This is a genomic window from Pantoea sp. 18069, from assembly GCF_902706035.1.
Taxonomy (GTDB): Bacteria; Pseudomonadota; Gammaproteobacteria; order Burkholderiales; family Burkholderiaceae_C; genus Comamonas.
The window spans coordinates 1-26,587 of sequence record NZ_CACSJA010000036.1 but is presented as its reverse complement, the minus strand read 5'-3'; the positions used below and the strand labels follow the sequence as shown (position 1 = coordinate 26,587).

At 64.3% G+C, this 26,587-nt stretch carries 26 protein-coding genes; 16 read left to right on the top strand and 10 right to left on the bottom strand.

The genetic code is table 11. The annotated features are described in order from the left end of the window. Positions 1 to 117 precede the first annotated feature (117 nt). The 7 genes from fliD to GVL12_RS26955 form a co-directional block, all read right to left on the bottom strand. Positions 118 to 1,506 carry a flagellar filament capping protein FliD gene (gene fliD / locus GVL12_RS21315; RefSeq protein WP_159917570.1) on the bottom strand — a complete coding sequence of 463 codons (1,389 nt, stop codon included), beginning with the start codon at positions 1,504 to 1,506 and terminating at the stop codon, positions 118 to 120. Between the two features lie 257 nt (positions 1,507 to 1,763). Further along, a complete protein-coding gene (locus GVL12_RS26970) occupies positions 1,764 to 2,918 on the bottom strand; it encodes a flagellin (protein WP_159917569.1) in 1,155 nt (384 codons plus the stop codon). A gap of 89 nt (positions 2,919 to 3,007) precedes the next feature. Next, entirely contained in the window at positions 3,008 to 4,207 is a 1,200-nt protein-coding gene (locus tag GVL12_RS21305) for a flagellin (RefSeq protein WP_159917568.1), read from the bottom strand. Between the two features lie 89 nt (positions 4,208 to 4,296). Further along, positions 4,297 to 5,634, bottom strand: coding sequence for a flagellin (locus tag GVL12_RS26965; protein ID WP_159917567.1), 1,338 nt, complete (start codon positions 5,632 to 5,634; stop codon positions 4,297 to 4,299). Between the two features lie 332 nt (positions 5,635 to 5,966). After that, positions 5,967 to 7,181, bottom strand: a complete 1,215-nt coding sequence (locus GVL12_RS26960; protein ID WP_159917566.1) for a flagellin — start codon at positions 7,179 to 7,181, stop codon at positions 5,967 to 5,969. Further along, positions 7,172 to 7,357, bottom strand: coding sequence for a hypothetical protein (locus GVL12_RS21290; protein WP_159917565.1), 186 nt, complete (start codon positions 7,355 to 7,357; stop codon positions 7,172 to 7,174). Before GVL12_RS21290 ends, GVL12_RS26960 begins: the two co-directional genes overlap by 10 nt. A gap of 76 nt (positions 7,358 to 7,433) precedes the next feature. Further along, positions 7,434 to 8,603, bottom strand: coding sequence for a flagellin (locus GVL12_RS26955; protein WP_159917564.1), 1,170 nt, complete (start codon positions 8,601 to 8,603; stop codon positions 7,434 to 7,436). Between the two features lie 332 nt (positions 8,604 to 8,935). On the opposite strand from GVL12_RS26955, the gene GVL12_RS21280 reads away from it, so the two are divergent. From GVL12_RS21280 to GVL12_RS21235, 10 genes are all read left to right on the top strand, one after another. Next, on the top strand, positions 8,936 to 10,186 hold the full coding sequence (locus GVL12_RS21280; protein ID WP_159917563.1) for a flagellin: 1,251 nt from the start codon (positions 8,936 to 8,938) through the stop codon (positions 10,184 to 10,186). Between the two features lie 206 nt (positions 10,187 to 10,392). After that, the gene (gene motA / locus GVL12_RS21275) at positions 10,393 to 11,253 is read left to right on the top strand and encodes a flagellar motor stator protein MotA (RefSeq protein ID WP_159917562.1); all 861 of its coding nucleotides are present in this window, start codon (positions 10,393 to 10,395) and stop codon (positions 11,251 to 11,253) included. 44 nt (positions 11,254 to 11,297) lie between these two features. Continuing rightward, positions 11,298 to 12,221: a flagellar motor protein MotB gene (motB, locus tag GVL12_RS21270; RefSeq protein ID WP_159917561.1), complete on the top strand. Its 924-nt coding sequence runs from the start codon at positions 11,298 to 11,300 to the stop codon at positions 12,219 to 12,221. Between the two features lie 71 nt (positions 12,222 to 12,292). Continuing rightward, the gene (gene cheY / locus GVL12_RS21265; protein WP_159917560.1) at positions 12,293 to 12,679 is read left to right on the top strand and encodes a chemotaxis response regulator CheY; all 387 of its coding nucleotides are present in this window, start codon (positions 12,293 to 12,295) and stop codon (positions 12,677 to 12,679) included. Between the two features lie 4 nt (positions 12,680 to 12,683). Continuing rightward, positions 12,684 to 13,340 carry a protein phosphatase CheZ gene (locus GVL12_RS21260; RefSeq protein WP_159917559.1) on the top strand — a complete coding sequence of 219 codons (657 nt, stop codon included), beginning with the start codon at positions 12,684 to 12,686 and terminating at the stop codon, positions 13,338 to 13,340. A 345-nt stretch (positions 13,341 to 13,685) separates the two neighbouring features. Further along, a complete protein-coding gene (locus GVL12_RS21255) occupies positions 13,686 to 14,852 on the top strand; it encodes a flagellar biosynthesis protein FlhB (RefSeq protein ID WP_159917558.1) in 1,167 nt (388 codons plus the stop codon). Between the two features lie 12 nt (positions 14,853 to 14,864). Beyond that, a complete protein-coding gene (flhA, locus tag GVL12_RS21250; protein WP_159917557.1) occupies positions 14,865 to 16,967 on the top strand; it encodes a flagellar biosynthesis protein FlhA in 2,103 nt (700 codons plus the stop codon). Beyond that, complete coding sequence (gene flhF, locus GVL12_RS21245; protein WP_159917556.1) at positions 16,964 to 18,517, top strand: flagellar biosynthesis protein FlhF; 1,554 nt, start codon at positions 16,964 to 16,966, stop codon at positions 18,515 to 18,517. Before flhA ends, flhF begins: the two co-directional genes overlap by 4 nt. Then, on the top strand, positions 18,510 to 19,277 hold the full coding sequence (locus GVL12_RS21240) for a hypothetical protein (RefSeq protein WP_159917555.1): 768 nt from the start codon (positions 18,510 to 18,512) through the stop codon (positions 19,275 to 19,277). Before flhF ends, GVL12_RS21240 begins: the two co-directional genes overlap by 8 nt. A gap of 5 nt (positions 19,278 to 19,282) precedes the next feature. Then, on the top strand, positions 19,283 to 19,996 hold the full coding sequence (locus GVL12_RS21235; RefSeq protein ID WP_159917554.1) for an RNA polymerase sigma factor FliA: 714 nt from the start codon (positions 19,283 to 19,285) through the stop codon (positions 19,994 to 19,996). A 107-nt stretch (positions 19,997 to 20,103) separates the two neighbouring features. Here the strand turns inward: GVL12_RS21235 and GVL12_RS21230 are convergent, their stop codons facing one another. The 3 genes from GVL12_RS21230 to flgA all read right to left on the bottom strand — a co-directional run bounded on the left by GVL12_RS21230 (position 20,104) and on the right by flgA (position 21,693). Next, positions 20,104 to 20,475 carry a hypothetical protein gene (locus GVL12_RS21230; RefSeq protein ID WP_159917553.1) on the bottom strand — a complete coding sequence of 124 codons (372 nt, stop codon included), beginning with the start codon at positions 20,473 to 20,475 and terminating at the stop codon, positions 20,104 to 20,106. A 29-nt stretch (positions 20,476 to 20,504) separates the two neighbouring features. Next, a complete protein-coding gene (gene flgM, locus GVL12_RS21225; RefSeq protein ID WP_159917552.1) occupies positions 20,505 to 20,849 on the bottom strand; it encodes a flagellar biosynthesis anti-sigma factor FlgM in 345 nt (114 codons plus the stop codon). Positions 20,850 to 20,943: 94 nt separating this feature from the next. Then, positions 20,944 to 21,693 (bottom strand): flagellar basal body P-ring formation chaperone FlgA, encoded by a 750-nt coding sequence (gene flgA / locus GVL12_RS21220; RefSeq protein ID WP_200843975.1) that lies wholly within the window; start codon positions 21,691 to 21,693, stop codon positions 20,944 to 20,946. 272 nt (positions 21,694 to 21,965) lie between these two features. Here flgA and flgB point away from each other — a divergent pair, with 272 nt between their 5' ends. From flgB to flgG, 6 genes are read left to right on the top strand one after another with little or no spacing between them, the layout of a single operon-like run. After that, entirely contained in the window at positions 21,966 to 22,376 is a 411-nt protein-coding gene (flgB, locus tag GVL12_RS21215) for a flagellar basal body rod protein FlgB (RefSeq protein WP_159917551.1), read from the top strand. Positions 22,377 to 22,408: 32 nt separating this feature from the next. Then, the gene (gene flgC, locus GVL12_RS21210) at positions 22,409 to 22,813 is read left to right on the top strand and encodes a flagellar basal body rod protein FlgC (RefSeq protein ID WP_159917550.1); all 405 of its coding nucleotides are present in this window, start codon (positions 22,409 to 22,411) and stop codon (positions 22,811 to 22,813) included. Positions 22,814 to 22,816: 3 nt separating this feature from the next. Further along, positions 22,817 to 23,476 (top strand): flagellar hook assembly protein FlgD, encoded by a 660-nt coding sequence (locus tag GVL12_RS21205; protein ID WP_159917549.1) that lies wholly within the window; start codon positions 22,817 to 22,819, stop codon positions 23,474 to 23,476. Between the two features lie 46 nt (positions 23,477 to 23,522). After that, a complete protein-coding gene (flgE, locus tag GVL12_RS21200) occupies positions 23,523 to 24,773 on the top strand; it encodes a flagellar hook protein FlgE (protein ID WP_159917548.1) in 1,251 nt (416 codons plus the stop codon). A gap of 25 nt (positions 24,774 to 24,798) precedes the next feature. Next, positions 24,799 to 25,539 carry a flagellar basal body rod protein FlgF gene (locus tag GVL12_RS21195; protein ID WP_159917547.1) on the top strand — a complete coding sequence of 247 codons (741 nt, stop codon included), beginning with the start codon at positions 24,799 to 24,801 and terminating at the stop codon, positions 25,537 to 25,539. A gap of 13 nt (positions 25,540 to 25,552) precedes the next feature. Further along, positions 25,553 to 26,335 carry a flagellar basal-body rod protein FlgG gene (flgG, locus tag GVL12_RS21190; RefSeq protein ID WP_159917546.1) on the top strand — a complete coding sequence of 261 codons (783 nt, stop codon included), beginning with the start codon at positions 25,553 to 25,555 and terminating at the stop codon, positions 26,333 to 26,335. The last annotated feature ends 252 nt before the right edge of the window (positions 26,336 to 26,587 follow it).

Below are 26,587 nucleotides of genomic sequence, written 5' to 3'. Positions count from 1 at the left end.
CGGCAGAAGTCCTCCAAAATCAAGCGAAATCTTAAAAAAATTTGCGTGCGCCCATCTGTACAACACCCAAACCCTATACGAGACACGCACACCACGGGCGTACGCACCCCCGCCACGTCAATTCGTGGACTTGTTCCAGGACGCGATCTGCTGCGTCACATAGGTGTCCAGCGCGTTCAGGGACGCCATCTTCACATCCAGCGCGGTGTACTGGGCAAGCAGCCGGCTTTCGAGCGTCGAAGCGCGGGCCAGCACCTTGTCTTGATCGGTGCCGTTGCGCTTGAGCGAGCTTTCCAGCGAATCGGTCTTGGTGTTGAGCGTTCCTTCATAGGCCAGCAGGCCATCCGTGAACGACTTGAAATTCACGCCGATGCCGCCGTTCGCGCCCAGGCTGTCGGCCTTGGTTGCAAACAGGCCCTTGAGCGAAGCGATATCGGTCAAGGCGCTGGTCATTTTTGTATCGTTGACGGCCAGATTGCCGCCCTGCTCCATCTGGATGCCGATGTCCGACAGGCGCGAGAACGCACCGCCACCATTGACGATATTCATGGTCAGCATGCGCAACGCGTTTTGTATGCTCACGGTGGTGCTGTCACCCTGGAGCAGGCCGGAGACACCGGTTTCCGCGTTGTACCTGGTCAACGCACTCAGCTTGTCATTCAATGCGTTGTACGCATCGACAAACGTCTGAATGCCTTCCTTCATGGCCTGGGTGTCCGCAGCCACCGTGACCAGCGTCGGCGAGGTCGATACCGTCGACACCGTCAGGGACATGCCCGGCAGCGCATCGGAAAACGTATTGCTGGTCGATTCGACCTCGACGTTGTTGAGCTTGATCTTGGCGTTCTGCGCAGTTTGCGAAACACTGTAATAGCTTTGACCCGAGTCACCGATGCGTCCCAGGGTGCTGTTCGGGTCGGTGGCCGTCGTCGCGATGCTGAACGCCGCATCGGTCCCGGTATTCTTGGAGCGCATCATCAGGCGCTGCGTGCCATCGGCGTTGGTGATCACCGTCGCCTGGATGCCGCTGTCCTTGTTGTTGATGGCCGTGGCCAGCGTGGTCAAGGTATCCGACCCCGTCAATTCAATGTCAAAGGATTTTTCCCCAACGGTCAGCGTGAACGTGCCTGCGCCGAGCTTGTCATCCTTGGCAAAGCCATTGGCCGCGCCCGCATTGCCGATCACCGCCGTCTGCGACTGCGCGAGCTGCACCACTTCCACGCTGTATGAGCCCGGCTGGGCAATGCCCGTCATGGCGCCCGTGACCGCACTGCTGCTCGAGGAAATATTCACGCCGTTCCAGGCGCTGTCCCGCGAGAGCTTGGCCGCTGCGGAGTTCAAGGTGTCGGTCAGCGACTTGATCTCGGCATAGGTCGAGATCCTGGAGGTGATCGTCTCGGCCTTGGTCTCCAGCGTCTTCAGCGGCGCCTTTTCCAGTGCCACCAACTGCGTGACGATCTTGTCCACATCCAGACCACTGCCAATACCGACGGAAGTAATAGCCATCACAGCACTCCTGCGCAAAAACCCGTCATCAGGCTTTCACAAAAATTTCATTGCAGCCATTCTTGCAAAGAACGCACGGATTGAAAGCATGAAAAGAGCCGTCCAGCCCGCCTTGTAGATAGCTTGGAGCCGGACCATTGCATGGATATCGGCGATTGCGCTCAGGACTTTAGGCATTTTCCAATGCAAAAAAGCCCCGGAGGGCAAACCGTCCAGGGCTTGGTGTGCAGCCAGGCGCCTTGCGGCGCCTGCTGGCATCAGCGCAGCAGCGACAGCACGCTTTGCGGCAACTGGTTGGCCTGGGCCACCATGGCCGTGCCGGCCTGCTGCAGAATCTGCGCACGCGACAGGTTGGCGGTTTCCACGGCGAAGTCGGCATCGGTGATGCGCCCCTTGGCGGCCGAGATGTTTTCGTTCTGGATGTCGATGTTCTCGACAGTCTTCTCGAAACGGGTCTGCAGTGCGCCCAGGTCGCCACGTGCGGAGTTGACCTGATCGATGGCCTTGTCGACTTTTTGCAGGGTTTCCCACGCACCGGACTGCGTATCCACCTTCAGGGCGGAAACGCCACCGGTCTGGTCCGTTGCAGTCGTTGCAGTCACGGCAGCAATACCTGCACCCGCGACAACAGCGATAGTGAAACCTGTCTCGCCCTTGAACTTCAGTGTTTGCGTACCAGCCGCATCTTTTTCCAGAAAGGCCGTCACTCCGGTATCAGCCGTCTTGGCATTGATCGCCGCAACCGCCTGGCCTTGGCGCTCAGCTTGACTGTCAGCTGCGGCCAAGGAGATCTGAACGGCGCCATTGTTCCCGGTCACAGTAATGGCGTTGGTAACTGCCCCCAATTCGGCATCGGTGACGGCAGCGACAGCGCCTAACTCTGCCGAGAAGTTGGCCTTGCCCAGGCCTTCGGCCGTGGCCTTGGTCAGGGAGCCGACGGTGATGTTGTTGCCGGCGTTCGCGCCCACCTGGAACATCGCCCCCGAGAACGAGCCGTCCAGCAGCTTCTTGCCGTTGAACTCGGTGGTCTTGGCCACGCGGTCGATTTCCGACACCAGTTGGTCCACTTCGGACTGCATGGCCTTGCGGTCGCTGATGCTGTTGGTCGCATTGCTTGACTGCACGGCCAGTTCACGCACGCGCTGCAGCATGTCGCCAACTTTTCCCAGCGCGCCTTCAGCGGTCTGCGCCAGCGAGATGCCGTCGTTGGCATTGCGCGCAGCGACCGCCAGACCCTTGGTCTGGGCAGCCATGCGTTCGGAAATGGCCAGGCCGGCCGCATCGTCCTTGGCGCTGTTCACGCGCAAGCCCGACGACAGGCGCTGCATGGACGTGCTCAGCGAGCTGCCCGACAGGCTCAGGTTACGCTGGGCGTTGATAGACGCCACATTGGTATTGATGGTCATTGCCATGATGATCTACCTCTAAAAAAACACAAAGGCCCCCGCACCGCCCGCCAGCCCATCGCCGCAACAAACGATTCACAGGGGAACAGAAGGCTTTAGCGCAGCAGCGACAGCACGCTTTGCGGCAGCTGGTTGGCCTGCGCCACCATGGCCGTGCCGGCCTGCTGCAGAATCTGCGAGCGCGACAGGTTGGCGGTTTCCACGGCGAAGTCGGCGTCGGTGATACGGCCCTTGGCGGCCGAAATGTTTTCGTTCTGGATGTCGATGTTCTCGACGGTCTTCTCGAAACGGGTCTGCAGTGCGCCCAGATCGCCTCGGGCGGAGTTGACCTGGTCCATCGCGTTGTCGACCTGCTGCAACGCCTTCCAGGCATCGGCCTGGGTCGAGACCGACAACGTGCTCAAGCTGTCGGCTGCGGCCGGTGCTGCCAGCACTGCTGCAGCAAAGCCCATATGCAAGGCGGTAGCAGCGGCAGGGGTGGCCGTTTCTGCCTGACCAGCCAGCGTCACCGCTGTCACCAGCGCGTTGTTTGCGCCGGCGGCAGAATACAGCGAATAGGTGCCATCATCATTAGTGAAAGCAGTGATGCCGGTGTCGGCCGTCTTGGCATTGATTGCCGCGACCACTTGGCCGGTACGTTCTACACCACTGGATGCAGCAGCCAAATCGCCCAGCTGTATGGCCGTGCCACCGCCCACCTGGATGCTGAACCCGGTGACAGCCACCGCAACATCAGTGTCTTCGATCTTGGCGGCAGACTTCACGAACGAGTAAGTCAGGTCGCCCATGGCCCCAGCGGTAGCCTTGGTGATCGAACCGACGGTGATGTTGTCGCCAGCATTCGCGCCGACCTGGAACATCGCGCCCGAGAACGAGCCGTCCAGCAGCTTCTTGCCGTTGAACTCGGTGGTCTTGGCCACACGATCGATTTCCGACACCAATTGCGTCACTTCGGATTGCATGGCCTTGCGGTCCGATTCGCTGTTGGTCGCGTTGCTCGACTGCACGGCAAGTTCACGCACGCGTTGCAGCATGTCGCCAACCTTTCCCAGTGCGCCTTCAGCGGTCTGCGCCAGCGAAATGCCGTCGTTGGCATTGCGCGCCGCAACCGTCAGACCCTTGGTCTGGGCGTTCATGCGCTCGGAAATGGCCAGGCCGGCCGCGTCGTCCTTGGCGCTGTTGACACGCAAGCCCGACGACAGACGCTGCATGGACGTGCTCAGCGAGCTGCCCGACAGGCTCAGGTTACGCTGGGCGTTGATAGACGCCACATTGGTATTGATGGTCATTGCCATGGTGATCTACCTCTTAAAAAAACAGATGCCCCCGTCACCGCCCGCGAGCCCAGGGCTTTGGCAACCGGTTCACAGGGGGACAGAAAGCTTTAGCGCAGCAGCGACAGAACGCTTTGCGGCAGCTGGTTGGCCTGGGCGACCATGGCCGTGCCCGCCTGCTGCAGGATCTGCGAACGCGACAGATTGGCGGTTTCCACCGCGAAATCGGCGTCGGTGATGCGGCCGCTCGCGGCCTTGATGTTTTCGTTCTGGATGTCGATGTTCTCGACCGACTTCTCGAAACGCGTCTGCAACGCACCCAGATCGGCACGTGCGGAGTTGACCTGGTCAATCGCACTGTCGACGCGCTTGAGCGCATCCCAGGCGCCGGCCTGGGTGGCGACGCTCATGCTGTCGATACCCTTTTGGTCCGCGGCATCCACACCCTCCCATTCAGCGGCCGCGATATTGGCCGTGACCATGCCGGTCTTGGCCTGCACATTGCCGGTAAACGTCACGGTTTCGGGAATGCCGGCGGCAGTCAGCTTCTCGGAGCGCAGCGTCATCGTGCCGGCCTTGGCGTCGAGAAAGGCCGTGACGCCGGTGTCAGCGGTCTTGGCATTGATTGCCGCGGCCAGCTGGCCCATGCGCTCTTCGGCGGATGATGCTGCGGGCATGCTGCTCAGTTCGATCGCGTCACCGCCGCCAACCGTGATGGTCAGAGGGCCGGCGGCTTGCGCGGCGGCTGCAGCAGTAATATCTGCGTCAAGGAGAACGCCAGTCGGATCGATAGCGGTACCGCCACCAGCTATATGGGCAGCGAGTGCTGCGTCAGCCGCTGTCTTGGCGGTATCCAGACCCTCCTGGTTCAACATGGGCTTGTCGAAATCCGTCAAGCCGGCGAAGCTGACATCCAGCGAACCGTAGTCCACGCTCGACAGGCTGCTGGCCGCGGCATTGGTGATGCCGGCCACGGTGATGTTGTCACCGGCATTCGCGCCGACCTGGAACATGCCGCCCGCGAACGAGCCATCGAGAATCTTCTGGCCGTTGAAGCTCGTGGTCTTGGCCACGCGGTCGATTTCCGAGACCAGTTGCTTGACTTCGGCCTGCAGGGCGTCCCGGTCGCTCTGGCTGTTGGTGGCATTGCTCGACTGCACAGCCAGTTCACGCACACGCTGCAGCATATCGCCGACCTTGCCAAGCGCGCCTTCAGCGGTCTGCGCCAGCGAAATGCCGTCGTTGGCATTGCGTGCCGCCACGGTGAGGCCGCCGCTTTGCGCCTTCATGCGCTCGGAAATCGCCAGGCCTGCCGCATCGTCCTTGGCGCTGTTCACGCGCAGGCCCGACGACAGGCGCTGCATGGACGTGCTCAGCGAGCTGCCCGACAGGCTCAGATTGCGCTGGGCGTTGATCGACGCCACGTTGGTATTGATGGTCATTGCCATGCTTATCTACTCCTAAGATGCGATTGCGTTCAGCGCTAGGCCGCGCCGGCGATATGCCTGTTTTCGTTGCGGCGCTGATTGCGACCACTGAGTTCTATATCGGTTGTTTGGCTTGGCGCTTGAGCCTTATTTAGGGGGATCTGCCCCGAAAATGACTGCTTGCAGCCCATGTACAGCCCTTCGACAGGTTCAGGGCGAACGGGGAGTGGCACGCCGCCTGCCCTGGGCCCTGGGCCTGTCGAAGGACGGGTGGCACGGGCACAAAAAAAGCCTTGCACGCACGCAGCGCAGCAAGGCTTCCGGGTAGAGCATGCGGCGCTGTGCCGCAGGGCTTACCTCAGCAGCGACAGCACGCCTTGCGGCAGCTGATTGGCCTGGGCCACCATGGCCGTGCCGGCCTGCTGCAGAATCTGCGCGCGCGACAGGTTGGCGGTTTCCACCGCAAAGTCGGCGTCGGTGATGCGGCCGCTCGCGGCCTTGATGTTTTCATTCTGGATGTCGATGTTCTCGACCGACTTCTCGAAACGGGTCTGCAGCGCACCCAGGTCGGCACGTGCCGAATTGACGGTGTCGATCGCACTGTCCACCTTTTTGAGCGCCAGCCAGGCATCGGCCTGGGTGGACACGGAAATGCTGTTGATGCCCTTGGCGGCCAGCGTGCCCGCAGCGCCAGCGGCCTCGAAAGCCGTGTTCGCCACCGAATTCGCGGTGTCATCCAGACCTGTGGCTGCGGCTTCAAAGCCCGTCAAGGTGATGGCGTCGTCTTCGTTGTCGCTGCGCAGCTTGATTGCGTCGCCGTCCAGGAAGGCGGTGACACCGGTATCGGCGGTCTTCGCATTGATGGCGGCCACCACCTGGCCGGCCCGCTCCTGGCCGCTGGAGGCAGCTGCGATGGCGTCCAGATCAACACCGTTGACTTTCAGATCGCCCTTGACAAAAGCGGTGTCGTAACCATCAGCCGCAGGGCCGGGTAGAGCGCCTACTGCAGCGGCGATGTCCGTGACATCGCCGGCGCTCTGGTAGTACTTGACCGATGCCAACTGATCGGCCTTGGCATTGGCAATCCCGCCCACGGTGATGTTGTCGCCTGCATTCGCGCCGACCTGGAACACGCCTCCCGCAAAAGAGCCGTCGAGTATCTTTGTGCCGTTGAAGCTTGTGGTCTTGGCCACGCGGTCGATTTCGGACACCAACTGAGTGACTTCGGCCTGCAGCGCTTCGCGGTCGCTCTTGCTGTTGGTGGCATTGCTCGACTGCACGGCCAGTTCGCGCACGCGCTGCAGCATATCGCCGACCTTGCCCAAAGCGCCTTCAGCGGTCTGCGCCAGCGAAATGCCGTCGTTGGCATTGCGTGCCGCCACGGTGAGGCCGCCGCTTTGCGCCTTCATGCGCTCGGAGATCGCCAGGCCGGCCGCATCGTCCTTGGCGCTGTTCACGCGCAGGCCCGACGACAGTCGCTGCATGGACGTGCTCAGCGAACTGCCCGACAGGCCCAGGTTGCGCTGGGCATTGATCGATGCGACGTTGGTGTTGATGGTCATTGCCATGGTGTCTGCTCCTGGATGCGGTTGCGTTCAACGTTCAGCACGGGGGCCCTTGCATGCCAGGGCTGGCGCTGTACTTTTTGGCGAGATGAATCCTTGCCACTGAATGATTTTTCGGACGATTCGCGCCGGGCTTGAGGACTTTTTTGCATTGCCATTGAAAAAAGACCGCGCAACATGCAAAAAGCCTTGCAGCACCAGGCCTGCAAGGCTTTACAAGGAACTGCCCACCTTGGCGGTGGGCGCTCTGTTGGCTTACTTCAGCAACGACAGCACGCTTTGCGGCAGCTGGTTGGCCTGAGCGACCATCGCCGTTCCGGCCTGCTGCAGAATCTGCGAACGCGACAGATTGGCGGTTTCCACCGCGAAGTCGGCGTCGGTAATGCGGCCGCTCGCGGCCTTGATGTTTTCGTTCTGGATATCGATGTTCTCGACCGACTTCTCGAAGCGGGTCTGCAGCGCACCCAGGTCGGCGCGCGCAGAGTTGACGTTGTCGATCGCGCTGTCGATTTTTTCCAGAGCCACCCAGGCACCGGCCTGGGTCGAGATGTCAAGATTGTCCAGGCCTTGGGTGTCGGAACCGTCCTCAGTCGTGGTCACATCGGCGCTCAAGCCCAGGGAAGAGGGAGTGCCTGCAGTTCCAGTGAAGCCCGTGAGTGCCTGTACGGCATCGTCATTCGAACGCAGCTGAACGCTGAAACCACTGGCCGTTTCGCTGAGGAAGGCCGTCACGCCGGTATCTGCGGTCTTCGCATTGATCGCCGCAACCAGTTGGCCTGCACGCTCGCTGGCGCTGCCTGCAGCTGCGAGCGTGTCCAGGTTGACGCCGCCCACCGCCAGGCCGGCTGCCGGCGATGCGAAATCCACATCGGCCGAGACGATAGTCAGCGTGGCTTCGAAGTAGCTGGCCTTGCCCATGCTGTCCACCTTGGCATTGGCAATCCCGCCGACGGTGATGTTGTCGCCGGCGTTTGCGCCGACCTGGAACACGCCACCGGCAAAAGAGCCGTCAAGAATCTTGGTGCCGTTGAAGCTCGTGGTCTTGGCGACGCGGTCGATTTCGGCGGACAGCTGACTGACTTCGGCCTGCAGTGCAGCGCGGTCCGAAGTGCTGTTGGTGGCGTTGCTCGACTGCACGGCCAGTTCACGCATGCGTTGCAGCATGTCGCCGACCTTGCCCAGCGCGCCTTCGGCCGTCTGCGCCAGCGAAATGCCATCGTTGGCGTTGCGCGCTGCCACGGTCAGGCCGCCGCTTTGTGCTTTCATGCGCTCGGAAATCGCCAGGCCTGCTGCATCATCCTTGGCGCTGTTGACACGCAGGCCGGAGGACAGGCGCTGCATGGAAGTGCTCAGGGAGTTGCCCGACAGGCTCAGGTTGCGCTGTGCGTTGATCGAAGCCACATTGGTGTTGATGGTCATTGCCATGGTGTCTGTCCTTTTACCGAGCCTGTCGTTGATTCTTCAGTGGCGGCAGGCTGGAAAGAATGCTTTCCTTGCCCTGTGCCGTTCGCTGCCTGCCTTTGGGTTATCGGAAGGGGAAATCAAAGCTTGAGGAATTTCTTGCGATTTTTTCGGAACGGCAGGCTCCCGCGACCGCAGCGAAGCGGCGAGATAGGCGGTTTTCCCGGTTTTTATCCCCCCGCTGGAGCCAGGGAGAAAAGGGAAGAATCCTTTCATCGCTAGGGCTGCCTGTCGCGCAACCGAGTCCTCAAAGCTTTTGTAGCGATGCAACCTTGCCTTTCTGAAGGGACCCTGTCATGGCCGCAACTATCAATACCAACATTGCCTCTATCAATGCGCAGCGCAACCTGAGCCTCTCGGGGAGTTCGCTCGCTACGTCCATGCAGCGTCTGTCTTCGGGCCTGCGCGTGAACAGCGCCAAGGACGACGCGGCCGGCCTGGCCATCTCCGAACGCATGAACACGCAGATCAAGGGTCTGACGGTCGCGGCGCGCAATGCCAACGATGGCATCTCGCTGGCGCAAACCGCTGAAGGCGCGCTGGGCAAGGTCGGCGACATGCTGCAACGCATGCGTGAACTGGCGGTGCAGGCCAGCAATGCGACCAACAGTGCCTCGGACCGCGTCGCCCTCCAGGCCGAAGTGACCCAACTGGCCGCGGAAATCGACCGCGTTGCCAAGCAGACCAATTTCAACGGCCAGAAAATCATCGACGGCTCGTTTGCCGGCGCAGTGTTCCAGGTCGGGGCCAACTCGGGTGACAACGTTACGCTGGGCGCACTGGCAGACACGCGCTCGAGCCAGGTGTCCAATATCAGCTACGGCGCGTCATCGCTGGCGGGCATCAACGCACTGAACACGGACGACGCCACCCCCCCCGCGATCAACGATTTCGCAGACCCCATTGCCAAAGGCGATCTGAAGATTACTATCGGCACCAGCCCTAACAGCCTCACCATTGATCTGGAGGCCATTGAACCCGCCAACAGCAGCCTTGAGCGCCTAGGCCAGGTGGTCAACGCAATCAACAACAAATCGGCGGATACAGGCGTGACGGTCTACATGGCCAAGGTGGAAGGCACCAGCAGCTATGAAGTCCGGATCATGTCCGAAAAGCTCGACGCTAGCGGTGCACCTGTCGAAGTCGACTTCGGCACCGGTTTCAGCGCGACCTTGACGGGCATTTCCCCCACCGCGAATATCACCGCCGCCAACGCCCAGACCAACATCCGGGGAATTGATGAGATTGATGTAACCACCCAGCCAGGCGCGTGGGTGGCCCTGAAGAAGATCGACAGCGCGATCGACCAGATCAATGGCGCGCGCGCCACGCTGGGTGCGATGCAAAGCCGCTTCGAGACCGCCGTCAGCAATATCGACATCCAGGTCGAAAACCTGTCGGCCGCGCGCGGACGCATCGTCGACGCGGATTTCGCCAAGGAAACCGCCAACCTGTCGCGCACGCAGATCCTGCAGCAGGCCGGCACGGCCATGGTCGCTCAGGCCAACCAGTTGCCCCAGCAAGTGCTGCAACTGCTGCAAGGCTAAGATCCACGGATCGAGCACCCATGCCTGTCGCTGTGCACTCCGGAGCCGCGGCCGGCAACAAAGGCGCGCGCCCCTGGCTGCGCGCCTTTTGGCGTGCAGCGTGCGCAACAGCGGGCACCGCAGCACGGCGCGGTTCCAGCGAACAACGCAGCTTTCCGGGCTTTTTTCGGATGTTGAGCACTCCCACCCTTTGACACAATCCCCCCATGCTCGTCATTCTTGGTTTCATCATCGCCTTCGCCTGTGTCTTCGGCACCTACGTCCTGCACGGTGGCAACATCGGCGTGGTCGCAAAGGCCTTGCCCTTTGAAATGCTCACCATCGGGGGTGCGGCGGTCGGGGCGTTCATCGTCTCGAACCAACCCAAGGTGATCAAGTCCACGATGCGCGCGCTGCCGGCCATCTTCAAAGGCTCCAAATACAACAAGGAGCGCTTTCTCGAACTGATGGCGCTGCTCTACGAAATCCTGCAGAAAGCGCGCAAGGAAGGCCTGATGGCCGTCGAGTCCGATGTGGAAGCACCGGAAGAGTCGCCCATCTTCGCCAAGTACCCGAATGTGCTGCGCGACCACCACGTGATGGAATTCCTCACCGACTATCTGCGCATGATGGTCTCGGGCAACCTGAACGCCCACGAGATCGAATCGCTGATGGAAAGCGAAATCGAGACCCACCACCAGGAGTCGCATGCACCCGTCGCGGCCCTGGGCAAGATGGCCGGCGCGCTGCCCGCGTTCGGGATTGTCGCGGCCGTGCTGGGCGTGGTGAACACCATGGGCTCGGTGGGCCAGCCGCCCGCCGTGCTCGGTGCGATGATAGGCTCGGCGCTGGTCGGCACCTTCCTCGGGATCTTGCTGGCCTATGCGGTGGTCGAGCCGGTTGCCGGCCTGATCGAGCAGCGCACGCTCGACGCCGCCAAGGAGTTCGAGTGCATCAAGACCACGCTGCTGGCCAGCATGCAGGGCTACAACCCGGCGACGGCCATCGAATTCGGCCGCAAGGTGTTGTTCTCGACCGAACGTCCAGGTTTCCTGGAACTCGAAAACCACGTCAAGGGCAAGAAGTAGACTGACCGACACTCCAAGCCCGCACTCCACCGGCAGACCACACCATGGCCGACAAGAAACTCCAACCCATCATCGTCAAGCGCATCAAGAAGTCCGCCCATGCCCCGCATGGCGGTGCCTGGAAGATCGCCTACGCCGACTTCATGACGGCGATGATGGCGTTTTTCCTGCTGATGTGGCTGCTGGGCTCGACCTCCAAGGGTGATCTGCAGGGCATTGCCAACTATTTCAATGCACCGCTCAAGGTGGCGATGCAGGGCGGCGACGGCTCGGGCAACAGCTCGAGCATCATTCCCGGCGGCGGCAATGACCTGTCCAAGGTCCACGGCCAGGTGCAGCGCTCCGAATCGAGCGAAACGGCCGACCGCAAGCAAAGCCTCGACGCCGCCCGGGCCGAACGCGCACGCCAGGATGCGGTGCGCATCAAGTCGCTGCAGTCCAAGGTCGACAGCATGATTTCGGGCAACCCGAAGCTCAACGAGTACCGCTCGCAGATCCGCGTGCTGGTGACTCCCGACGGCCTGCAGATCCAGATCGTGGACGAGCAGAACCGCCCCATGTTCGACAGCGGCAGCGCCATCGTCAAGCCCTATATGCAGGACATCCTGCGTGCCGTGGGCGCCGCCTTGGGCGAAACCGAGAACCGCATCAGCCTTTCCGGCCACACCGACGCCGCGCCTTATGGCAATGGCGACCGGGGCTACAGCAACTGGGAGCTCTCGGGCGACCGCGCCAATGCCTCGCGCCGCGAACTGATTGCCGCGGGCATGCCCGCCGACAAGCTCGCGCGCGTCGTCGGCATGGCCGATAGCGATCTGCTCGAACCACAGAACCCGCGTGCGCCGCAAAATCGGCGCATTACCATTACCGTGCTGACCCGCGAAGCCGAAGAGCGGCTGCTGGGCAAAGAGCACATGCCTTTGCCCGCTGCAGAAAAGCACGACAATCCCCCCGCTGGCACGCGATAGCAACCACTTGTCACGCTTGCTGCCGAATATGTCTTTCTTTCCAGAGCACATTACGACCGAAAGGGTCTCACGTGGCTAATGCCTTGCGTTTTTTGATCGTTGACGACTTCTCCACCATGCGCCGCATTGTGCGCAATCTACTCAAGGAAAGCGGTTACCCCGAAGCCGATGAAGCGGAAGACGGCGTGGTTGCGCTGCACAAGCTGCGCAACAGCAAGTTCGATTTCGTCGTCACCGACATCAACATGCCCAACATGAACGGCTTCCAGCTGCTCACCGAAATCAAGCAGGACGAGAAGCTCAAGCATCTGCCCGTGCTGATGGTGACCGCCGAAGCCCGCAAGGAAGACATCGTGGCAGCGGCGCAAAACGGCGCCGCAGGCTACATCGTCAAGCCCTTCACCAAGGCCACGCTCGAAGAAAAGGTCGGCCTGATCCTGAAGAAGCTGGGGCTGTAACAGCATGGACAGCAACACGCCCGCCGACCCCGGCGAACTGCACTACAAGATTGGTGTACTGACGCGTCAGCTGCATGATTCGCTCAACGAGCTGGGCTTTGCCGACCGGCTGCGCGGGTCCATGGACGAGTTGCCCGATGCCCAGAGCCGGCTGTCGTATATCGCCCGGCTCACGGGCGAGGCCGCCGAGAAGGTGCTCAATCGCGTCGAACAGGCCAAGACCCAGCAGGCCTATATCGCCGAGGAAACGCGGCGCATGGTCGCCGCGCTGATCAAGGACCCGGTCGCGGCCGTCGCCAAGGGCGACATCATGAACTTCCTCACCGACATGGAAGAGGTCACGCAGAAGGCCGACGAGCATCTGACCGAAATCATGATGGCCCAGGACTTTCACGATCTCACGGGCCAGGTGATCAGCCGCGTGGTGACCCTGGCATCGAATCTCGAAGACCAGCTGGTGCAGATGCTGATCCAGACGGCGCCACCGGGCGGCGTGCCGGCCGGCGCCGCTGCTGCCGTCGCCCCCGCGGCGGTGGCCGGCGCTGCCGCGGTGGTCACCACGGAATCGCTGGCCGGCCCGGTGGTCGACCCGAGCCGCACGGCCGATGTGGTGACCTCGCAGTCGCAGGTCGACGATCTGCTGGCGAGCCTGGGGTTTTGAGCTGCGTTTCTCATCCTCGGACAGGACGTTCATCCTTCGACAGGCTCAGGACGAACGGTACACACCTAGGCGCTGTAATTCAGCGCGCGCATCGTCCACGGCCTAAGAACGTGTTCACGATCTAAGCAACTGGCGTGCTCCAGGCCGGGGGCAGCGAGCAAGGGCCGCCCCGCAGCGAGGCTGCCGTCCCTGGCCGGGCGCCCCCCTCCACCGAAGGTTGAGAGGGGGAAGCCGGGGCGGCTCAGGGGGTGATTCACTTCATCAGCAGGCTTTCGCGGCTGCTTTTCGGGCTTTAGCGAAAACAGGCCGTGGCGACAATGGCGGTGACCTTCCGTCATACCCGCCATGGACTCCAGCCAAGACAAAAATCTCCCAGCCACCGAGCGCAAGTTGCAGAAAACGCGCAAGGACGGGCAAGGCGCGCGCTCGCGCGACCTGTCGCACCTGGCGATCCTGGGCATGGGCGCGGTCGCGATGCTGATCGGCGTGCAGCCGCTGATCAACCACCTCAAGCTCGCTTTCAGCCACCAGTTCTCGTTCAATGCCCAGATCGTGCAGACGCCGGCACTGATGGTCGATCGCCTGCTGCAGATGGGCTCGGTCGGCCTGATCGCCTGCGTGCTGTTTGCAATCACGACCATCTCGGCCGCCGTCATCAGCGGCATTCTGGCCGGTGGCTGGATCTTCAGCTTCAAGCCGGTCACGCCCAAGTTCAGCCGGCTCAATCCGCTGTCGGGCATCTCCAATCTCTTTTCCAAGCAGCAGATGGTGACCGTCGTGAAGATGGTCTTCATGACGATTGTGCTGGCGGTCGTGGGCTGGAAGTACCTGTCGGGCGGCCTCGAGGAAATCGCGCGCGTGATCAGCCAGCCTTCGCCCATGGCGCTGGCCATGGTCGGCGAGTGGCTGGCCGGCGGTGTCGCCGTGCTGCTGCTGGTGGTGTTCCTGGTCGCGCTGATCGACGTGCCGCTGCAGGCCTTCCTGTTCAAGTCGCGCCTGAAGATGTCGCACCAGGAAGTCAAGCAGGAGCACAAGGAATCGGACGGCAACCCCGAAATCAAGGGCAAGCTGCGCCAGAAGCAGCGCGAGATCGCCAACCGCGCCAGCATCGGCGCCGTGCCCAAGGCCGATTTCGTGGTCATGAACCCGACCCACTACGCCGTGGCGCTGCGCTACGACGAGGCCAGCATGGACGCGCCCCAGGTCATCGCCAAGGGCACGGACCTGCTGGCGCAGAAGATCCGCGAAGTGGCCAACGCGCACGATGTGCCGGTGCTGCAGTCTCCCATGCTGGCGCGCGCGCTCTACGCGCACGCCGAACTCGACCGGGCCATTCCCGCACCGCTGTACACCGCGGTTGCCCAGGTGCTGGCCTATGTCTACCGCCTCAAGGCCGCGATGCGCGGCGAAGGCCTGATGCCGCCGGCACTCGACGAAATCCCGGTCCCCCCTGAACTCGACCCGCACCAGCGGGCGGCCCCCCTCGCGCCGCACCAGCGGGCGGCCCTCTAAGGCAGCGCCACAATGAATACTTCGATGAAATCCCTGCAGCTGCTGGGCAGCAAATACGGCGCGGCCGCGCAGGGCATCTCGGCCCCGTTGCTGGTGGTGGCGATCCTGGGGCTGATGGTGCTGCCGGTCCCGCCCTGGCTGCTCGACACGTTCTTCACGCTGAACATCGCCGTCGCGCTGATGGTGATGATGGTCGCGGCCTACATGGTGCGGCCGCTGGACTTCGCGGCCTTCCCCACGGTGCTGCTGCTCACAACGCTGATGCGCCTGTCGCTCAACGTGGCCTCGACGCGCGTGGTGCTGCTCGAAGGCCATACCGGCCCGGGCGCGGCCGGCGCGGTGATCGAGGCCTTCGGCCACTTCCTGATCGGCGGCAATTTCGCGGTCGGCCTGATCGTGTTCGCGATCCTGGTGGTGATCAACTTCGTGGTGATCACCAAGGGCGCCGAGCGCATCGCCGAAGTCTCGGCGCGCTTCACGCTGGACGCGATGCCAGGCAAGCAGATGGCCGTCGACGCCGACCTGAACGCCGGCCTGATCAATGAAGACGAGGCCAAGCGCCGGCGCGCCGAAGTCGGCGAGGAAGCCAACTTCTTCGGCTCGATGGACGGCGCCTCGAAGTTCGTGCGCGGCGATGCGATCGCCGGCATCCTGATCCTGCTGCTGAACATCGTCGGCGGCTTCATCATCGGCATGGCCCAGCACGGCCTGACGGCCGGCCAGGCCGCCGACAACTACGTCCTGCTGGCCGTCGGTGACGCGCTGGTCGCACAGATTCCCGGCCTGCTGATCTCGGTGGCCGCGGCCATGGTGGTCTCGCGCGTGGGCAAGGGCGAAGACATGGGCCGGCAGATCGTCGACCAGCTGTTCATGTCGCCGCGCGTGCTCGGCGTGACCGGCGGCGTGCTCGTGCTGCTGGGCCTGATTCCCGGCATGCCCCACATCGTGTTCCTGGCCATGGGCAGCGCGCTGATCTATGGTGCCTGGATGCTGTCGCGCAGGCAGCAGGCCGCGAAGGCCGCCAAGGCCGCGGCCCCGGCGGCATCGCAACAGGCCCCAACGGGCGACACCGGCGAAGCCAGCTGGGACGACCTGCAGCCCGTGGACCTGCTGGGCCTGGAGCTCGGCTACCGGCTGATCGCGCTGGTCGACAAGAAGCGCCAGGGCGACCTGCTGACCCGCATCAAGGGCGTGCGCCGCAAGTTCGCGCAGGAGGTGGGCTTTCTGCCGCCGGCCGTGCATGTGCGCGACAACCTCGAACTCAAGCCCAGCGCTTACCGCGTGACGCTGCGCGGCGTGAGCATCGCCGAGGGCGAAGCCTTCCCCGGCATGTTCCTGGCGATCAACCCGGGCGGCATCAGCACCCCGCTGATCGGCACCCCGACCACGGACCCGGCCTTCGGCCTGCCCGCGCACTGGATCGACGAACGCCAGAAGGAAGCGGCACAAATGGCGGGTTTTACCGTCGTTGATTCCGAAACCGTGATGGCGACACATTTGTCACACTTGATGCAAGTACATGCGGCCAAGCTCCTGAGCCGCACGGAGACCCAGCAGCTCGTCGAACATGTGGCGCGCCTGGCTCCCAAGCTGATTGAAGAAGTGGTTCCGAAAATGGTGTCGATCTCAACGTTCCAGAAAGTGCTCCAGCTGCTGCTCGAGGACGCGGTGCATATCCGCGATATCCGCACCATCATCGAAACGCTGGCCGAGCATGCGCCCCTGACCCAGGACCCCGTGGAGCTGGCCCGCCGCGTGCGCATTGCACTGTCGCCGGCCATCGTCCAGCAGATCTACGGCCCGACGCGCGAACTCAACGTGATCGCCATCGAGCCCGGACTCGAGCGTCTGCTGGTGCAGGCGCTGGGCAACCCTTCGGCGCCGTCGCTGGACCCGGGCGTGGCCGAAATCCTCACACAAAGGGCTGCCGACGTGGCCCAGAAACAAGAAGAGCTGGGAATGCCCGCATGCCTGCTGGTACCGGACTCGATCCGCAACGCCATTGCCCGTCTGTTGAAGCGCGTGGCTCCCCGTCTGCAGGTGCTCTCGCACAGCGAGATTCCCGAGACGCACACCATCCGCATTGGCCCCATTCTTAAAGGTGCATCCGCATGAACATCCGCCGCTTTACCGCCCCCACCTCGCGCGAGGCCCTGGCCAAGGCGCGCATGGCCTTCGGCGATGGCACGCTGATCCTGTCGAACCGCGCGACGCCCGAAGGTGTGGAAGTGACGGCCACAGCCGAGGACATGCTCGAGCAGCTCGACGCCGGCGTCGCGACCAGCTCGCCGCTGCAGGCCGCGATCGAGAAGCGCGCCGCCGACGAGACCCGGGCGCTGCCCGGCAAGCCGCGCGCCGCTGCGCCGGCCGCCGCCGCCGAAAGCAGCCCCACGTCACCACTGCGCCAGACCGTCGAAGACGACGCCGCTCAGCTGGCCATGAGCACGCTGTCGTTCCAGGACTATGTGCGCGAGCGCATGCTGCGCCGCCGCCACGAGAATCTGCACGGCGACGCCGCACCCGCGGCCGAATCCACGTTCGAAGACGAGCAGCTGCCGACGTTCGCCCAGCGCGCACGCCAGCTCGACGAACTGCGCCGCGAGCCCGTGCCCGCGCCCGCAGCCGTGGCGCGCCACAACCCGCTGCGCGGCGCCAAGGCCAGCCAGCCGCCGCGCCCGTCGGCCAGCCAGCCCGCAGCCCGCCCCCAGGCCGCTGCGGCGCCGCAGGTCATGATGGACGAGCTGCAGTCGATGAAGGCGCTGATCGAGGACCGCTTCAACACGCTCGCCTGGCTGGGCCAGGCGCGCCAGAGCCCGCTGCAGTCGAACCTGATGCTCAAGCTGATACGCGCCGGTTACTCCCCGGCCCTGTCGCGCATGCTGCTCGAACACCTGCCCGGCAACTGCTCGCCGGCCCAGGCCGTGCGCTGGCTGATGGATGTGCTCGAACGCAATCTGCGCACCAATGTCCGCTCCGCACCGATCTATGACCAGGGCGGCGTGTTCGCGCTCGTCGGCGCGACCGGCGTGGGCAAGACCACGACCACGGCCAAGCTCGCGGCGATGGCCGCACGCATCCACGGCGCGCGCGAAGTCGGCCTGATCACGCTGGACACCTACCGCGTCGGCGCCCATGAACAGCTGCGCGCCTATGGCCGCATGCTGGGCATCGTCGCCCACCAGGCACACGACCGCGCAGCGCTGCAGGATCTGCTGGGCCTGCTGGCGAACAAGAAAATGGTGCTGATCGACACCACCGGCGTCGCGCCGCGCGACCCGCGCAAGGACGACATCCTCGAAGTGCTCGATCTGCCCGGCGTGCAGCGCATGCTGGTGCTCAATGCGAGCAGCCAGGGTGACTCCAACGACGAAGTGCTCAACGCCTTCAAGGCCGAAGGCTGCCAGCAGGTGATCCTGTCGAAGGTCGACGAGGCCGTGAAGCTCGGCCCCTCGATCGACACGCTGATCCGCCACCAGATGCAGCTGTGCGGCGTGACCAATGGCCAGCGCGTTCCCGAAGACTGGGAAACCGCCGATGCCAACCAGCTGGTCGCCGCCTCCATGCGCACGACGACCCGCTCGGCGTTCGACCCCAAGGCCATCGAACTGGACTTCTTCTTCACGCAGTCGAGCCAGGCCTGCGAAATGGAGCCTGGCCATGCTTGACAACGGGAACCAGGGCTGTGGCCTGCAGGCCGGTGCCGCCTGGCAGGAACTCCAGGTCTGCGCCATCGCCTATTCGGCAACGGCGCCGGGCGGGGGACTGCTCTGGCCGCTGAGCGCGCAGTTGCAGCAGCTCGGCTACCCGGTGCTGGTGCTCGACGCGAGCCAGACGGAATCCGCGGCGACACCGGGCCTGCGTGACCTGCTGGCCGAGCCCGCATGGCAGGCCACGGGCATGGGGCCACGCCCCACGCAGGCCTCGGTCGCGACCCTTCCCGCCGCCCTCGGGCTGCGCCAGCTCGGCGGCCTCGAGCCGCTGCTGGCCTATGCACGCGGCTATGCGGTGGTGATCGTGCACGCGCCGGTCGAGCAGCTCACCCCGCTGCTGCAAGGCCATGCGATGCGCCCGCTGCTGCCGCTGGACATGCAGCCCCGGGGCATGGTGCGCAGCTACCGCCAGATCAAGCATCTGGCGCTGCATGCGGGACTGTCGTGCATCGTCGCCGCCGCCACCGAAGCGCATGAGCCTTTCGCGCGCCGCCATGCCGACACGCTGATGGCCTCGCTGGCACGCTGCGCGCAGCGCCACCTGCGCATGCAGCCGCTGTGCACCCGCACCGACCCGGGCTCGGCGCAGGACATGCGCCGCCTCGCGCTGCTGCTGCTCGCGCATGCGGTGACTCTGACTCCCGGGCTTGCGGCGACCCCGCCGGCCCGCTTCGCACCGGCGCCTGTCTTTTCCCAACCCGCGTGGAGCCTATGAACGCCATGTACACCGCGAACGGCCAGCTCGAACGGAATGCACTGATCCGTCAGCATGTACCCCTGGTTCGGCGCATCGCGCACCACATGATCGCCAAGCTGCCGCCCAACGTGGCGCTCGACGATCTGATCCAGGTCGGCATGATAGGCCTGGCCGATGCGCTGACCCGCTTCGAAGTGTCGCAGGGCGTGCAGTTCGAGACCTTTGCCTCGCAACGCATACGCGGCGCCATGCTCGACGAGCTGCGCGAAGGCGACTGGATGTCGCGCAGCTCGCGCAAGAGCCAGAAAGACATAGAGCAGGCGCTGCGCCGGCTCGAGCAAAAGCTCGGGCGCAGCCCGCTCGAGTCGGAGATCGCCGCCGAACTGGGCATGCCGCTGGACGAATACCAGTCGCTGCTGGGCAAGGTGCGCGGCACGCAGCTGGTCTACCTCGAAGACATCGCCCCGGGCGAGGACAGCGATGGCTTTCTCGACCGCCATGTCGCCGACGACGGCGCCGACCCCATGGCCCTGCTGCGCGACCAGCGCCTGCGCGGCGCCCTCGTCGAAGCCATCAAGGCCCTGCCCGAACGCGAGCAGTACATCATGGGCATGTACTACGAGCACGACATGAACCTCAAGGAAATCGCGGCCGTGCTGGGGGTGACCGAGTCGCGCGTGTGCCAGCTGCATAGCCAGGCGATTGCGCGGCTGCGCACCAAGATGCGCGCGCATTGAGCGTTCGCGCACTGAAACGCCCTTCGACGGGCGCCAGCACCAACAAAAACGCAGCTCTCGAAGCTGCGTTTTTCATGGGCGAATGGGAAAGAGAAGGCTGGCGGGATTCAGCTTGCGCTGCGGTAGATGCGTGCCGGGCTGGTGCGCGGCGTGCGGCCGGACAGCGCGTCATAGGTCGGGGAAGTGGACTGCGCCGGCAGCAGCGTCGAGACCTTGCTGCCGGTCATCGCGCTGGCGCGCGCGAGCTGTTCGCGCAGGGGGCCGAGCTGGCGGCCCACGGCGGCTATGCGCTGCTGCAGGCCGGCATCGAGCGTCTGGCCGCTGCGGCCGTGCTGCTGGCTCAGCACGGCCAGCGACATGAAGGCGTCGCGCAGGTCCATGCTGCGCGCCTCGAGCGCATTCGCGTCGGTGCCGACGAGCGCCTCGGACAGCGCTTGCAGGGCGACTTCGGCCTGGACCAGGGAATCGGACAGTTGCATGGCAAGGAGTGGACAAGCGCGGGCCGGCCTCAGGCCGAGCGCGCCGCCATCGAATGGGCCAGGATCTCGCCGGTATTGGCGAGCAGCTTGTCGGCAATCGCTTCGGCGCTCACGCTGAACGTGCCATTGGCGATCGCATCGCGCATGGCCTTGACACGGTCGGCATCGAACTCGGTCGTGGTGCGGCCCGTGGGGTCCAGCGCCTTGGCCGAATTCGAGAAAGATACAGGCACGCCAGCGGACGAAGTCGCCACCTGGGTGCTTTTGGCCGCTTCTTCGGCGGCCGGACCGGAAGTCTTGGCGGCTTGCTTGGAAGCGGTGGCCGCAGCCTGCAAGGCAGCAGCGGGCAGCTCCGGTTTTTGTCCAATCTTCATTTATTTCTCCACGGCCCCATTCGCCTGAGGCTCAGTAACACTGGTTTCGACACTGGCGAAAAAAACTTTAGCCATTTATTGGAGTGGATACTGGCTAGTTCACTTCCACCACGCCTTGCGCGTTGACCACGCCCGAAACCAGGCGGCCATTATCCATGCGCACGCGCACATTTGCACCCTCGGCGCCCGCAGCCATGGCGCGCCCCGAGGAGATGATGGCAAAGCCACCCCCCGAAACCGACACCTTGACCTGCGCGCCCAGCGCAAACAGCTGGGGCGGGCGCAGCATGTTCTGGCGCAGCGCCTGGCCGGCCTGCAGGTGGCGCGCGGCCTCGAGGCCCAGCCAGTCGGGCTGGTTCGCGACCACGGGTGAATCCACCTCTGCCCAGTCGACTTCGGCGACCGACGCATCGCCGGCCGTCAAGGCATCGCCCTGGCGGACATTGTTGTTGAGCACCCAGGCCGGGCCGAAAGCCTGCACCGTGACCGGCACGAACACATTCCAGGCGCGCGGCCCCTGCAGGCAGCGCAAGCCGAGCCGGGTGCGGCCCCACAGGCGCGAGCCTGCGGGCAGATAGGGTTCGACCTTGGCGCAGGCCGCGAGCTGCAGGCGCGCGTCGAGCTTGCCTATCTGCACCTGCAGGCGCAGCGGCAGCCCCGCACCGGCGTCGCTGCCCAGCGCGGCATTCGCCCACTGCTGCGACAGCGCCTCGAGTTCGGCATGGGTCTGGGCCTGCGCGCCGCCTAGCCACAGGCCCAGGCCGGCCAGCACGGCGCCTGCCAGGCCACGCAAGCGCGTTGCGGCGGGAACGGGTGCGGCCAAAGGCCAGGGACTGCGTTTCAAGTGGAACTCCTCAATTCATGGTACTGCGGGCCGGGCAGCGCCCGGCACAACGCCCAGGGCGTCGCCGCCAGCATGGCCTGGTGCAGACTTTAGTGCGTTTGCCATGACTGCAAAGCACGAAACTGCGCAGCAATCCATGCGTTCTTCACGCTTTAGAAAAACGGGGCGATTTCCATAATCAAGGCCTGTCGCGGTGCGTCCTGCATTGCGCCTTCCTGACTCCGCCGCGGCGGGGCCACTTTTTTCCCAGAAGCCACAAGCGCGAGGCCCACATGCTCGACAAAATGACCAGCCGCCTGGATTTCCATAGCACCGCACTCGTGCTGCGCGCCGAACGCCAGCGCTTGATCGCCAGCAACATCGCCAATGCGGACACCCCGGGCTATGTGGCGCGCGACCTCAACTTCTCGCAGGCGCTGCGCTCCGCGACCGAAGGCGCAAGCCCGCTGGCGGGCGCCAGCGTCAGCCACCGGGGCCACATGCCGCTGCCCGCGGCGCAGACCAGCCACAGCACCGTGGCCCTGGGCTACTCGGTGCAGTCCCAGCCCAGCCTCGACAACAACACCGTCGACCTCGACCGCGAACGCGCGAATTTCGTCGACAACTCCGTGCGCTACGAAGCCACGCTGCGCTTCATCAACGGCCAGGCCAAGGGCATGCTCAGCGCCATCCAGGGCCAGTAAGCACGCGCACCGACCCAACAAAGGCAGCACCTATGTCCATGTTCTCAATCTTCAGCGTCTCCGGCAGCGCCGTCAGCGCCCAGTCGCAACGCCTCAATGTGGTGGCCAGCAACCTGGCCAACGTCGATGCCGTGGCCGGCCCCGACGGCCAGGCCTACAAGGCGCGCCAGGTGGTGTTCCAGACCACGCCGCTGGGTACCGAAGCGGCGTCGGGCGTGCGCGTCAGCGCCATCAACGAGAACCAGGCCCCGGGCCGCAAGGTGCTCGACCCCAACCACCCGCTGGCCGACGAGCAGGGCTATGTGACCCACTCCAACGTGAACGCCGTCGAGGAAATGGTCAACATGATCTCGGCGTCGCGCTCCTACCAGAACAACGTCGAAGTCATGAACACCGCCAAGTCGCTGCTTCTCAAGACTTTGCAAATGGGGCAATAAGCCATGATCACCAACCCCGTCGTGCCCACCACCGGCACAACCAACAATACCGCCGCCACTTCGGCCTCCTCGACCGATCCCGCGGCCGCGCAGGACCGTTTCCTCAAGCTGCTCGTCGCCCAGTTGAACAACCAGGATCCGATGAATCCGATGGACAACGCCGAGATGACGTCGCAGATGGCGCAGATCAACACGGTGGTCGGCATCAACACGCTCAACGCGACGATGGAGACCATGTCCTCGCAGTTCACGGCCATGCAGGTGCTGCAGGGCACGTCGATGATAGGCCGCACCGTGCTGGCCGAAGGCAATACCCTGGGCACGCCGGTCGAGAAGATCAGCACGGCGGCGTTCGATCTCAGCGGCTCGGCCGCCAGCGTGCAGGTCAACATCACCACCGCCGCGGGCACGGTCATCGACACCGTGGACCTGGGCACGCTCGAAGCCGGCCGGCATTACTTCGCCTGGGACAGCAGCAACTACACGGGCGATGTCGGCAGCCTGCGCTTCCAGGTCGCAGCCGCCAATGGCGCGGCCAAGGTCGCGAACACGCCGCTGTCGCCCAACATGGTGGTCGCCACCAGCACCACCGACGGCGCGCTGACGCTGGAACTCGAAAACGGCGAGAGCCTGGCCTACAACAAGGTCAAGGCCGTCTTCTGAGCCCCCACCAGCCACACGAACCACCGCACTGCAGGAGAAGAACACCATGGGATTCCAACACGGCCTTTCGGGCCTCAACGCCGCCAGCAAGAACCTGGACGTCATCGGCCACAACATCGCCAATTCCAGCACCACGGGCTTCAAGTCCTCGCGCACCGACTTCGCCGAAATGGTGGCCAGCGCCATCGGCTCGTCCAGCGGCTCGACCTCGGGCATAGGGGTGAGCGTGGCCGCGGTCTCGCAGCAGTTCACCCAGGGCGCGATCAACAGCACCGGCAACAGCCTGGACCTGGCCGTCAACGGCGACGGCTTCTTCCATGTGAAGCTGGCCGACGGCACCCAGGCCTATACCCGTTCGGGCAATTTCCAGCTCGACAAGGCCGGCAATCTGGTCACGACCGATGGCGCCAGCGTCATGGGCTATCCGATCGACCCGCTCACCGGGCTGACCAGCAGCACGACGCTCGAAGCGCTCAAGTTCCCCACCGGCCAGCCGATTCCCGCCAAGGAAACCACGCAGATCACGGCCGCACTGAACCTCAATGCGCGCGCCGAGAACGCGGCCGGCGACCCCACGGCCACGCCGCCCATTCCCGCCACGCCACGCGCAACCTATGGCACTTCGCTCGAAGTCTATGACAGCCAGGGCATCGCCGCACCGGTCACGATGTACTTCGAGAAGACCGACGGCAACACCTGGAACGTCTTCACTTCGCTGGACCCCGCCGCGGCCCCCGTGGGCCAGTTGATCTTCGACGGCAGCGGCAAGCTGGTCTCGGGCAGCCCGATCGCGATGACCGTCGCCGCGGCCGACCTGCCCAACCCCAACGTCAACGGCCCGAACCCCGTGGCCGATCTGAACATCACGCTGAATCTGAGCGGCGTGACCCAGTCGAGCAGCGATTTCGCCGTCTCCAAGCTGACCCACGACGGCTATGCCGCGGGCGAACTCAACGGCATCCAGATCAGCACCGACGGCACCATCATGGCGAACTACTCCAACGGAGTGACGCGCGCCGAAAGCCAGCTCGCGCTTGCCAAGTTCAGCAACACCCAGGGCCTGTCGTCCATCGGTGGCAACAACTGGGTGGCCACGGCCGAGTCGGGCACACCGCTGTACGGCACCGCCAAGAGCGGCAGCTTCGGCTCGATGATCTCGGGCGCGCTCGAAAGCTCCAACGTCGACCTCACGGCCGAGCTGGTGAACATGATGGGCGCGCAGCGCGCCTACCAGGCCAACGCCCAGACCATCAAGACGCAAGACCAGGTGTTCTCGACCCTGGTGAATCTGCGCTGACTTGACCCGCTAAAGGAGTTCCGCCATGGACCGCATCATCTACACCGCCATGACCGGCGCCAACGCCGCGGCCCACCGGCAGGCGGTGTTGTCCAACAACCTGGCGAACTCCGGCACCAACGGCTTTCGCGCCGAAATGTCGACCTTCCGCTCCGTGCCCCTGCAGGGCAGCGGCTCGTCGACACGCGTGTTCGCACTCGAAGCCACTTCGGGCCACCTGGAAACGGCCGGCCCGGCCCAGCGCACCGGCCGCTCGCTCGACGCGATGGCCATGGGCAATGCCTGGTTCGGCGTGCAGGCGCTCGACGGACTCGAAGCCTATACGCGCAGCGGCGCATTTGAAGTCTCGGCCGAAGGCGCGCTGCTGACCAGCAGCGGCCTGCCCGTGCTCTCGGACGGCGGCGCACCGCTCGAAGTCCCGCAGGGCGCCGAGATCTCGCTCGCGGCCGACGGCACCGTGACGGCCAAGCTCGCCGACCAGCCGCCGCTGATCGCGGGCCGCATCAAGCTGGCCACGCCCGATGCCGACAACCCGCTGCAGCGCAGCGATGACGGACTGTTTCGCGCCGCCAACGGCGACCCGCTGCCAAACGACGCCAACGCGCGCCTGCTGTCGGGCGCGATCGAAGGCTCGAACGTGAACGCCGTCGAGAGCATGGTCGGCATGATCGCCGCCTCGCGCCAGTTCGAGACCCAGATGCGCCTGATGCAGACAGCGGAGACCAACGACAAGACCGCTGCCCAGCTGCTGAGCATGAACGGATAACCAGGATTTAGCCATGATCAACTCGCTTTTCATCTCCAAGACCGGCATGGAAGCCCAGCAGACCCAGCTGGATGTGATTTCTCATAACCTGGCGAACGTCTCGACGACAGGCTACAAGCGCGCCAATGCGGTGTTCGAAGACCTGATCTACCAGAACCTGCGCCAGGTCGGTGCCCAGACCACCGAGGAGAACCAGCTGCCCACGGGCCTGCACCTGGGCCTGGGCGTGCGCGCCGCGGCAACCAGCCGCAACTTCCTGCAGGGCAGCCTGCAGCAATCGAACAACTCGCTCGACGTGGCCATCAACGGCAATGGCTTCTTCGAAGTCACCCAGCCCGACGGCACCACGGCCTATACGCGCGACGGCTCGTTCCAGGTCAATGCCCAGGGCCAGCTGGTCACCGCGAGCGGCCTGCCCGTGGCGGGCGGCATCACCATTCCCGCGGGCGCGACCAGCGTCAGCATCAGCGCCGATGGCGTTGTGAGCGCCGTGATGCCCGGCAATGCCGAAGGCCAGGCCGTCGGCAACCTGTCGATGTCCTCCTTCATCAACCCGGCCGGCCTCGAGCCGCGCGGCCAGAACCTGTACATAGAGACCGCGGCCTCGGGCCAGCCCCAGCAGGGCACGCCCGGCACCAACGGCCTGGGCACGGTCCAGCAGGGCTACCTCGAGGCGTCGAACGTCAACGTGGTGCAGGAACTCGTGACCATGATCCAGACTCAGCGCGCCTACGAAATGAATTCCAAGGCCATCCAGACGTCGGACCAGATGCTGGCCAAGCTGGCGCAGCTGTAAGCACTTTTCACGCGGCGCAGAGTCCGTTCTGCACTGAGCTTGTCGAAGTGCGCCCCGTGCAGCAAAGCGTTTGCCATTGGCGCTGCACTTCAACACCCCCCAGGAATCCTCGCCATGACCACCCGCCCCGCCCTCCTTTCCCGCCTCGGCTTCAGCACGGCAGGCCTCGCGGTCTGCGTGCTCAGCGGCTGCGCCACGCTCAATCCACCGCCGCCGGTCGACATCCTGCCGACTTCGCCGCCCCCCATCCCC

Excerpts from the sequence above, each read along its gene's own strand:
- fliD (WP_159917570.1), bottom strand. The coding sequence starts at position 1,506 with ATGGCTATTACTTCCGTCGGTATTGGCAGTGGTCTGGATGTGGACAAG.
- GVL12_RS26970 (WP_159917569.1), bottom strand. The coding sequence starts at position 2,918 with ATGGCAATGACCATCAATACCAATGTGGCGTCTATCAACGCCCAGCGT.
- GVL12_RS21305 (WP_159917568.1), bottom strand. The coding sequence starts at position 4,207 with ATGGCAATGACCATCAATACCAATGTGGCGTCTATCAACGCCCAGCGT.
- GVL12_RS26965 (WP_159917567.1), bottom strand. The coding sequence starts at position 5,634 with ATGGCAATGACCATCAATACCAACGTGGCGTCGATCAACGCCCAGCGC.
- GVL12_RS26960 (WP_159917566.1), bottom strand. The coding sequence starts at position 7,181 with ATGGCAATGACCATCAACACCAACGTCGCATCGATCAATGCCCAGCGC.
- GVL12_RS21290 (WP_159917565.1), bottom strand. The coding sequence starts at position 7,357 with ATGTTGCGCGGTCTTTTTTCAATGGCAATGCAAAAAAGTCCTCAAGCC.
- GVL12_RS26955 (WP_159917564.1), bottom strand. The coding sequence starts at position 8,603 with ATGGCAATGACCATCAACACCAATGTGGCTTCGATCAACGCACAGCGC.
- GVL12_RS21280 (WP_159917563.1), top strand. The coding sequence starts at position 8,936 with ATGGCCGCAACTATCAATACCAACATTGCCTCTATCAATGCGCAGCGC.
- motA (WP_159917562.1), top strand. The coding sequence starts at position 10,393 with ATGCTCGTCATTCTTGGTTTCATCATCGCCTTCGCCTGTGTCTTCGGC.
- motB (WP_159917561.1), top strand. The coding sequence starts at position 11,298 with ATGGCCGACAAGAAACTCCAACCCATCATCGTCAAGCGCATCAAGAAG.
- GVL12_RS21260 (WP_159917559.1), top strand. The coding sequence starts at position 12,684 with ATGGACAGCAACACGCCCGCCGACCCCGGCGAACTGCACTACAAGATT.
- GVL12_RS21255 (WP_159917558.1), top strand. The coding sequence starts at position 13,686 with ATGGACTCCAGCCAAGACAAAAATCTCCCAGCCACCGAGCGCAAGTTG.
- flhA (WP_159917557.1), top strand. The coding sequence starts at position 14,865 with ATGAATACTTCGATGAAATCCCTGCAGCTGCTGGGCAGCAAATACGGC.
- flhF (WP_159917556.1), top strand. The coding sequence starts at position 16,964 with ATGAACATCCGCCGCTTTACCGCCCCCACCTCGCGCGAGGCCCTGGCC.
- GVL12_RS21240 (WP_159917555.1), top strand. The coding sequence starts at position 18,510 with ATGCTTGACAACGGGAACCAGGGCTGTGGCCTGCAGGCCGGTGCCGCC.
- GVL12_RS21235 (WP_159917554.1), top strand. The coding sequence starts at position 19,283 with ATGTACACCGCGAACGGCCAGCTCGAACGGAATGCACTGATCCGTCAG.
- GVL12_RS21230 (WP_159917553.1), bottom strand. The coding sequence starts at position 20,475 with ATGCAACTGTCCGATTCCCTGGTCCAGGCCGAAGTCGCCCTGCAAGCG.
- flgM (WP_159917552.1), bottom strand. The coding sequence starts at position 20,849 with ATGAAGATTGGACAAAAACCGGAGCTGCCCGCTGCTGCCTTGCAGGCT.
- flgB (WP_159917551.1), top strand. The coding sequence starts at position 21,966 with ATGCTCGACAAAATGACCAGCCGCCTGGATTTCCATAGCACCGCACTC.
- flgC (WP_159917550.1), top strand. The coding sequence starts at position 22,409 with ATGTCCATGTTCTCAATCTTCAGCGTCTCCGGCAGCGCCGTCAGCGCC.
- GVL12_RS21205 (WP_159917549.1), top strand. The coding sequence starts at position 22,817 with ATGATCACCAACCCCGTCGTGCCCACCACCGGCACAACCAACAATACC.
- flgE (WP_159917548.1), top strand. The coding sequence starts at position 23,523 with ATGGGATTCCAACACGGCCTTTCGGGCCTCAACGCCGCCAGCAAGAAC.
- GVL12_RS21195 (WP_159917547.1), top strand. The coding sequence starts at position 24,799 with ATGGACCGCATCATCTACACCGCCATGACCGGCGCCAACGCCGCGGCC.
- flgG (WP_159917546.1), top strand. The coding sequence starts at position 25,553 with ATGATCAACTCGCTTTTCATCTCCAAGACCGGCATGGAAGCCCAGCAG.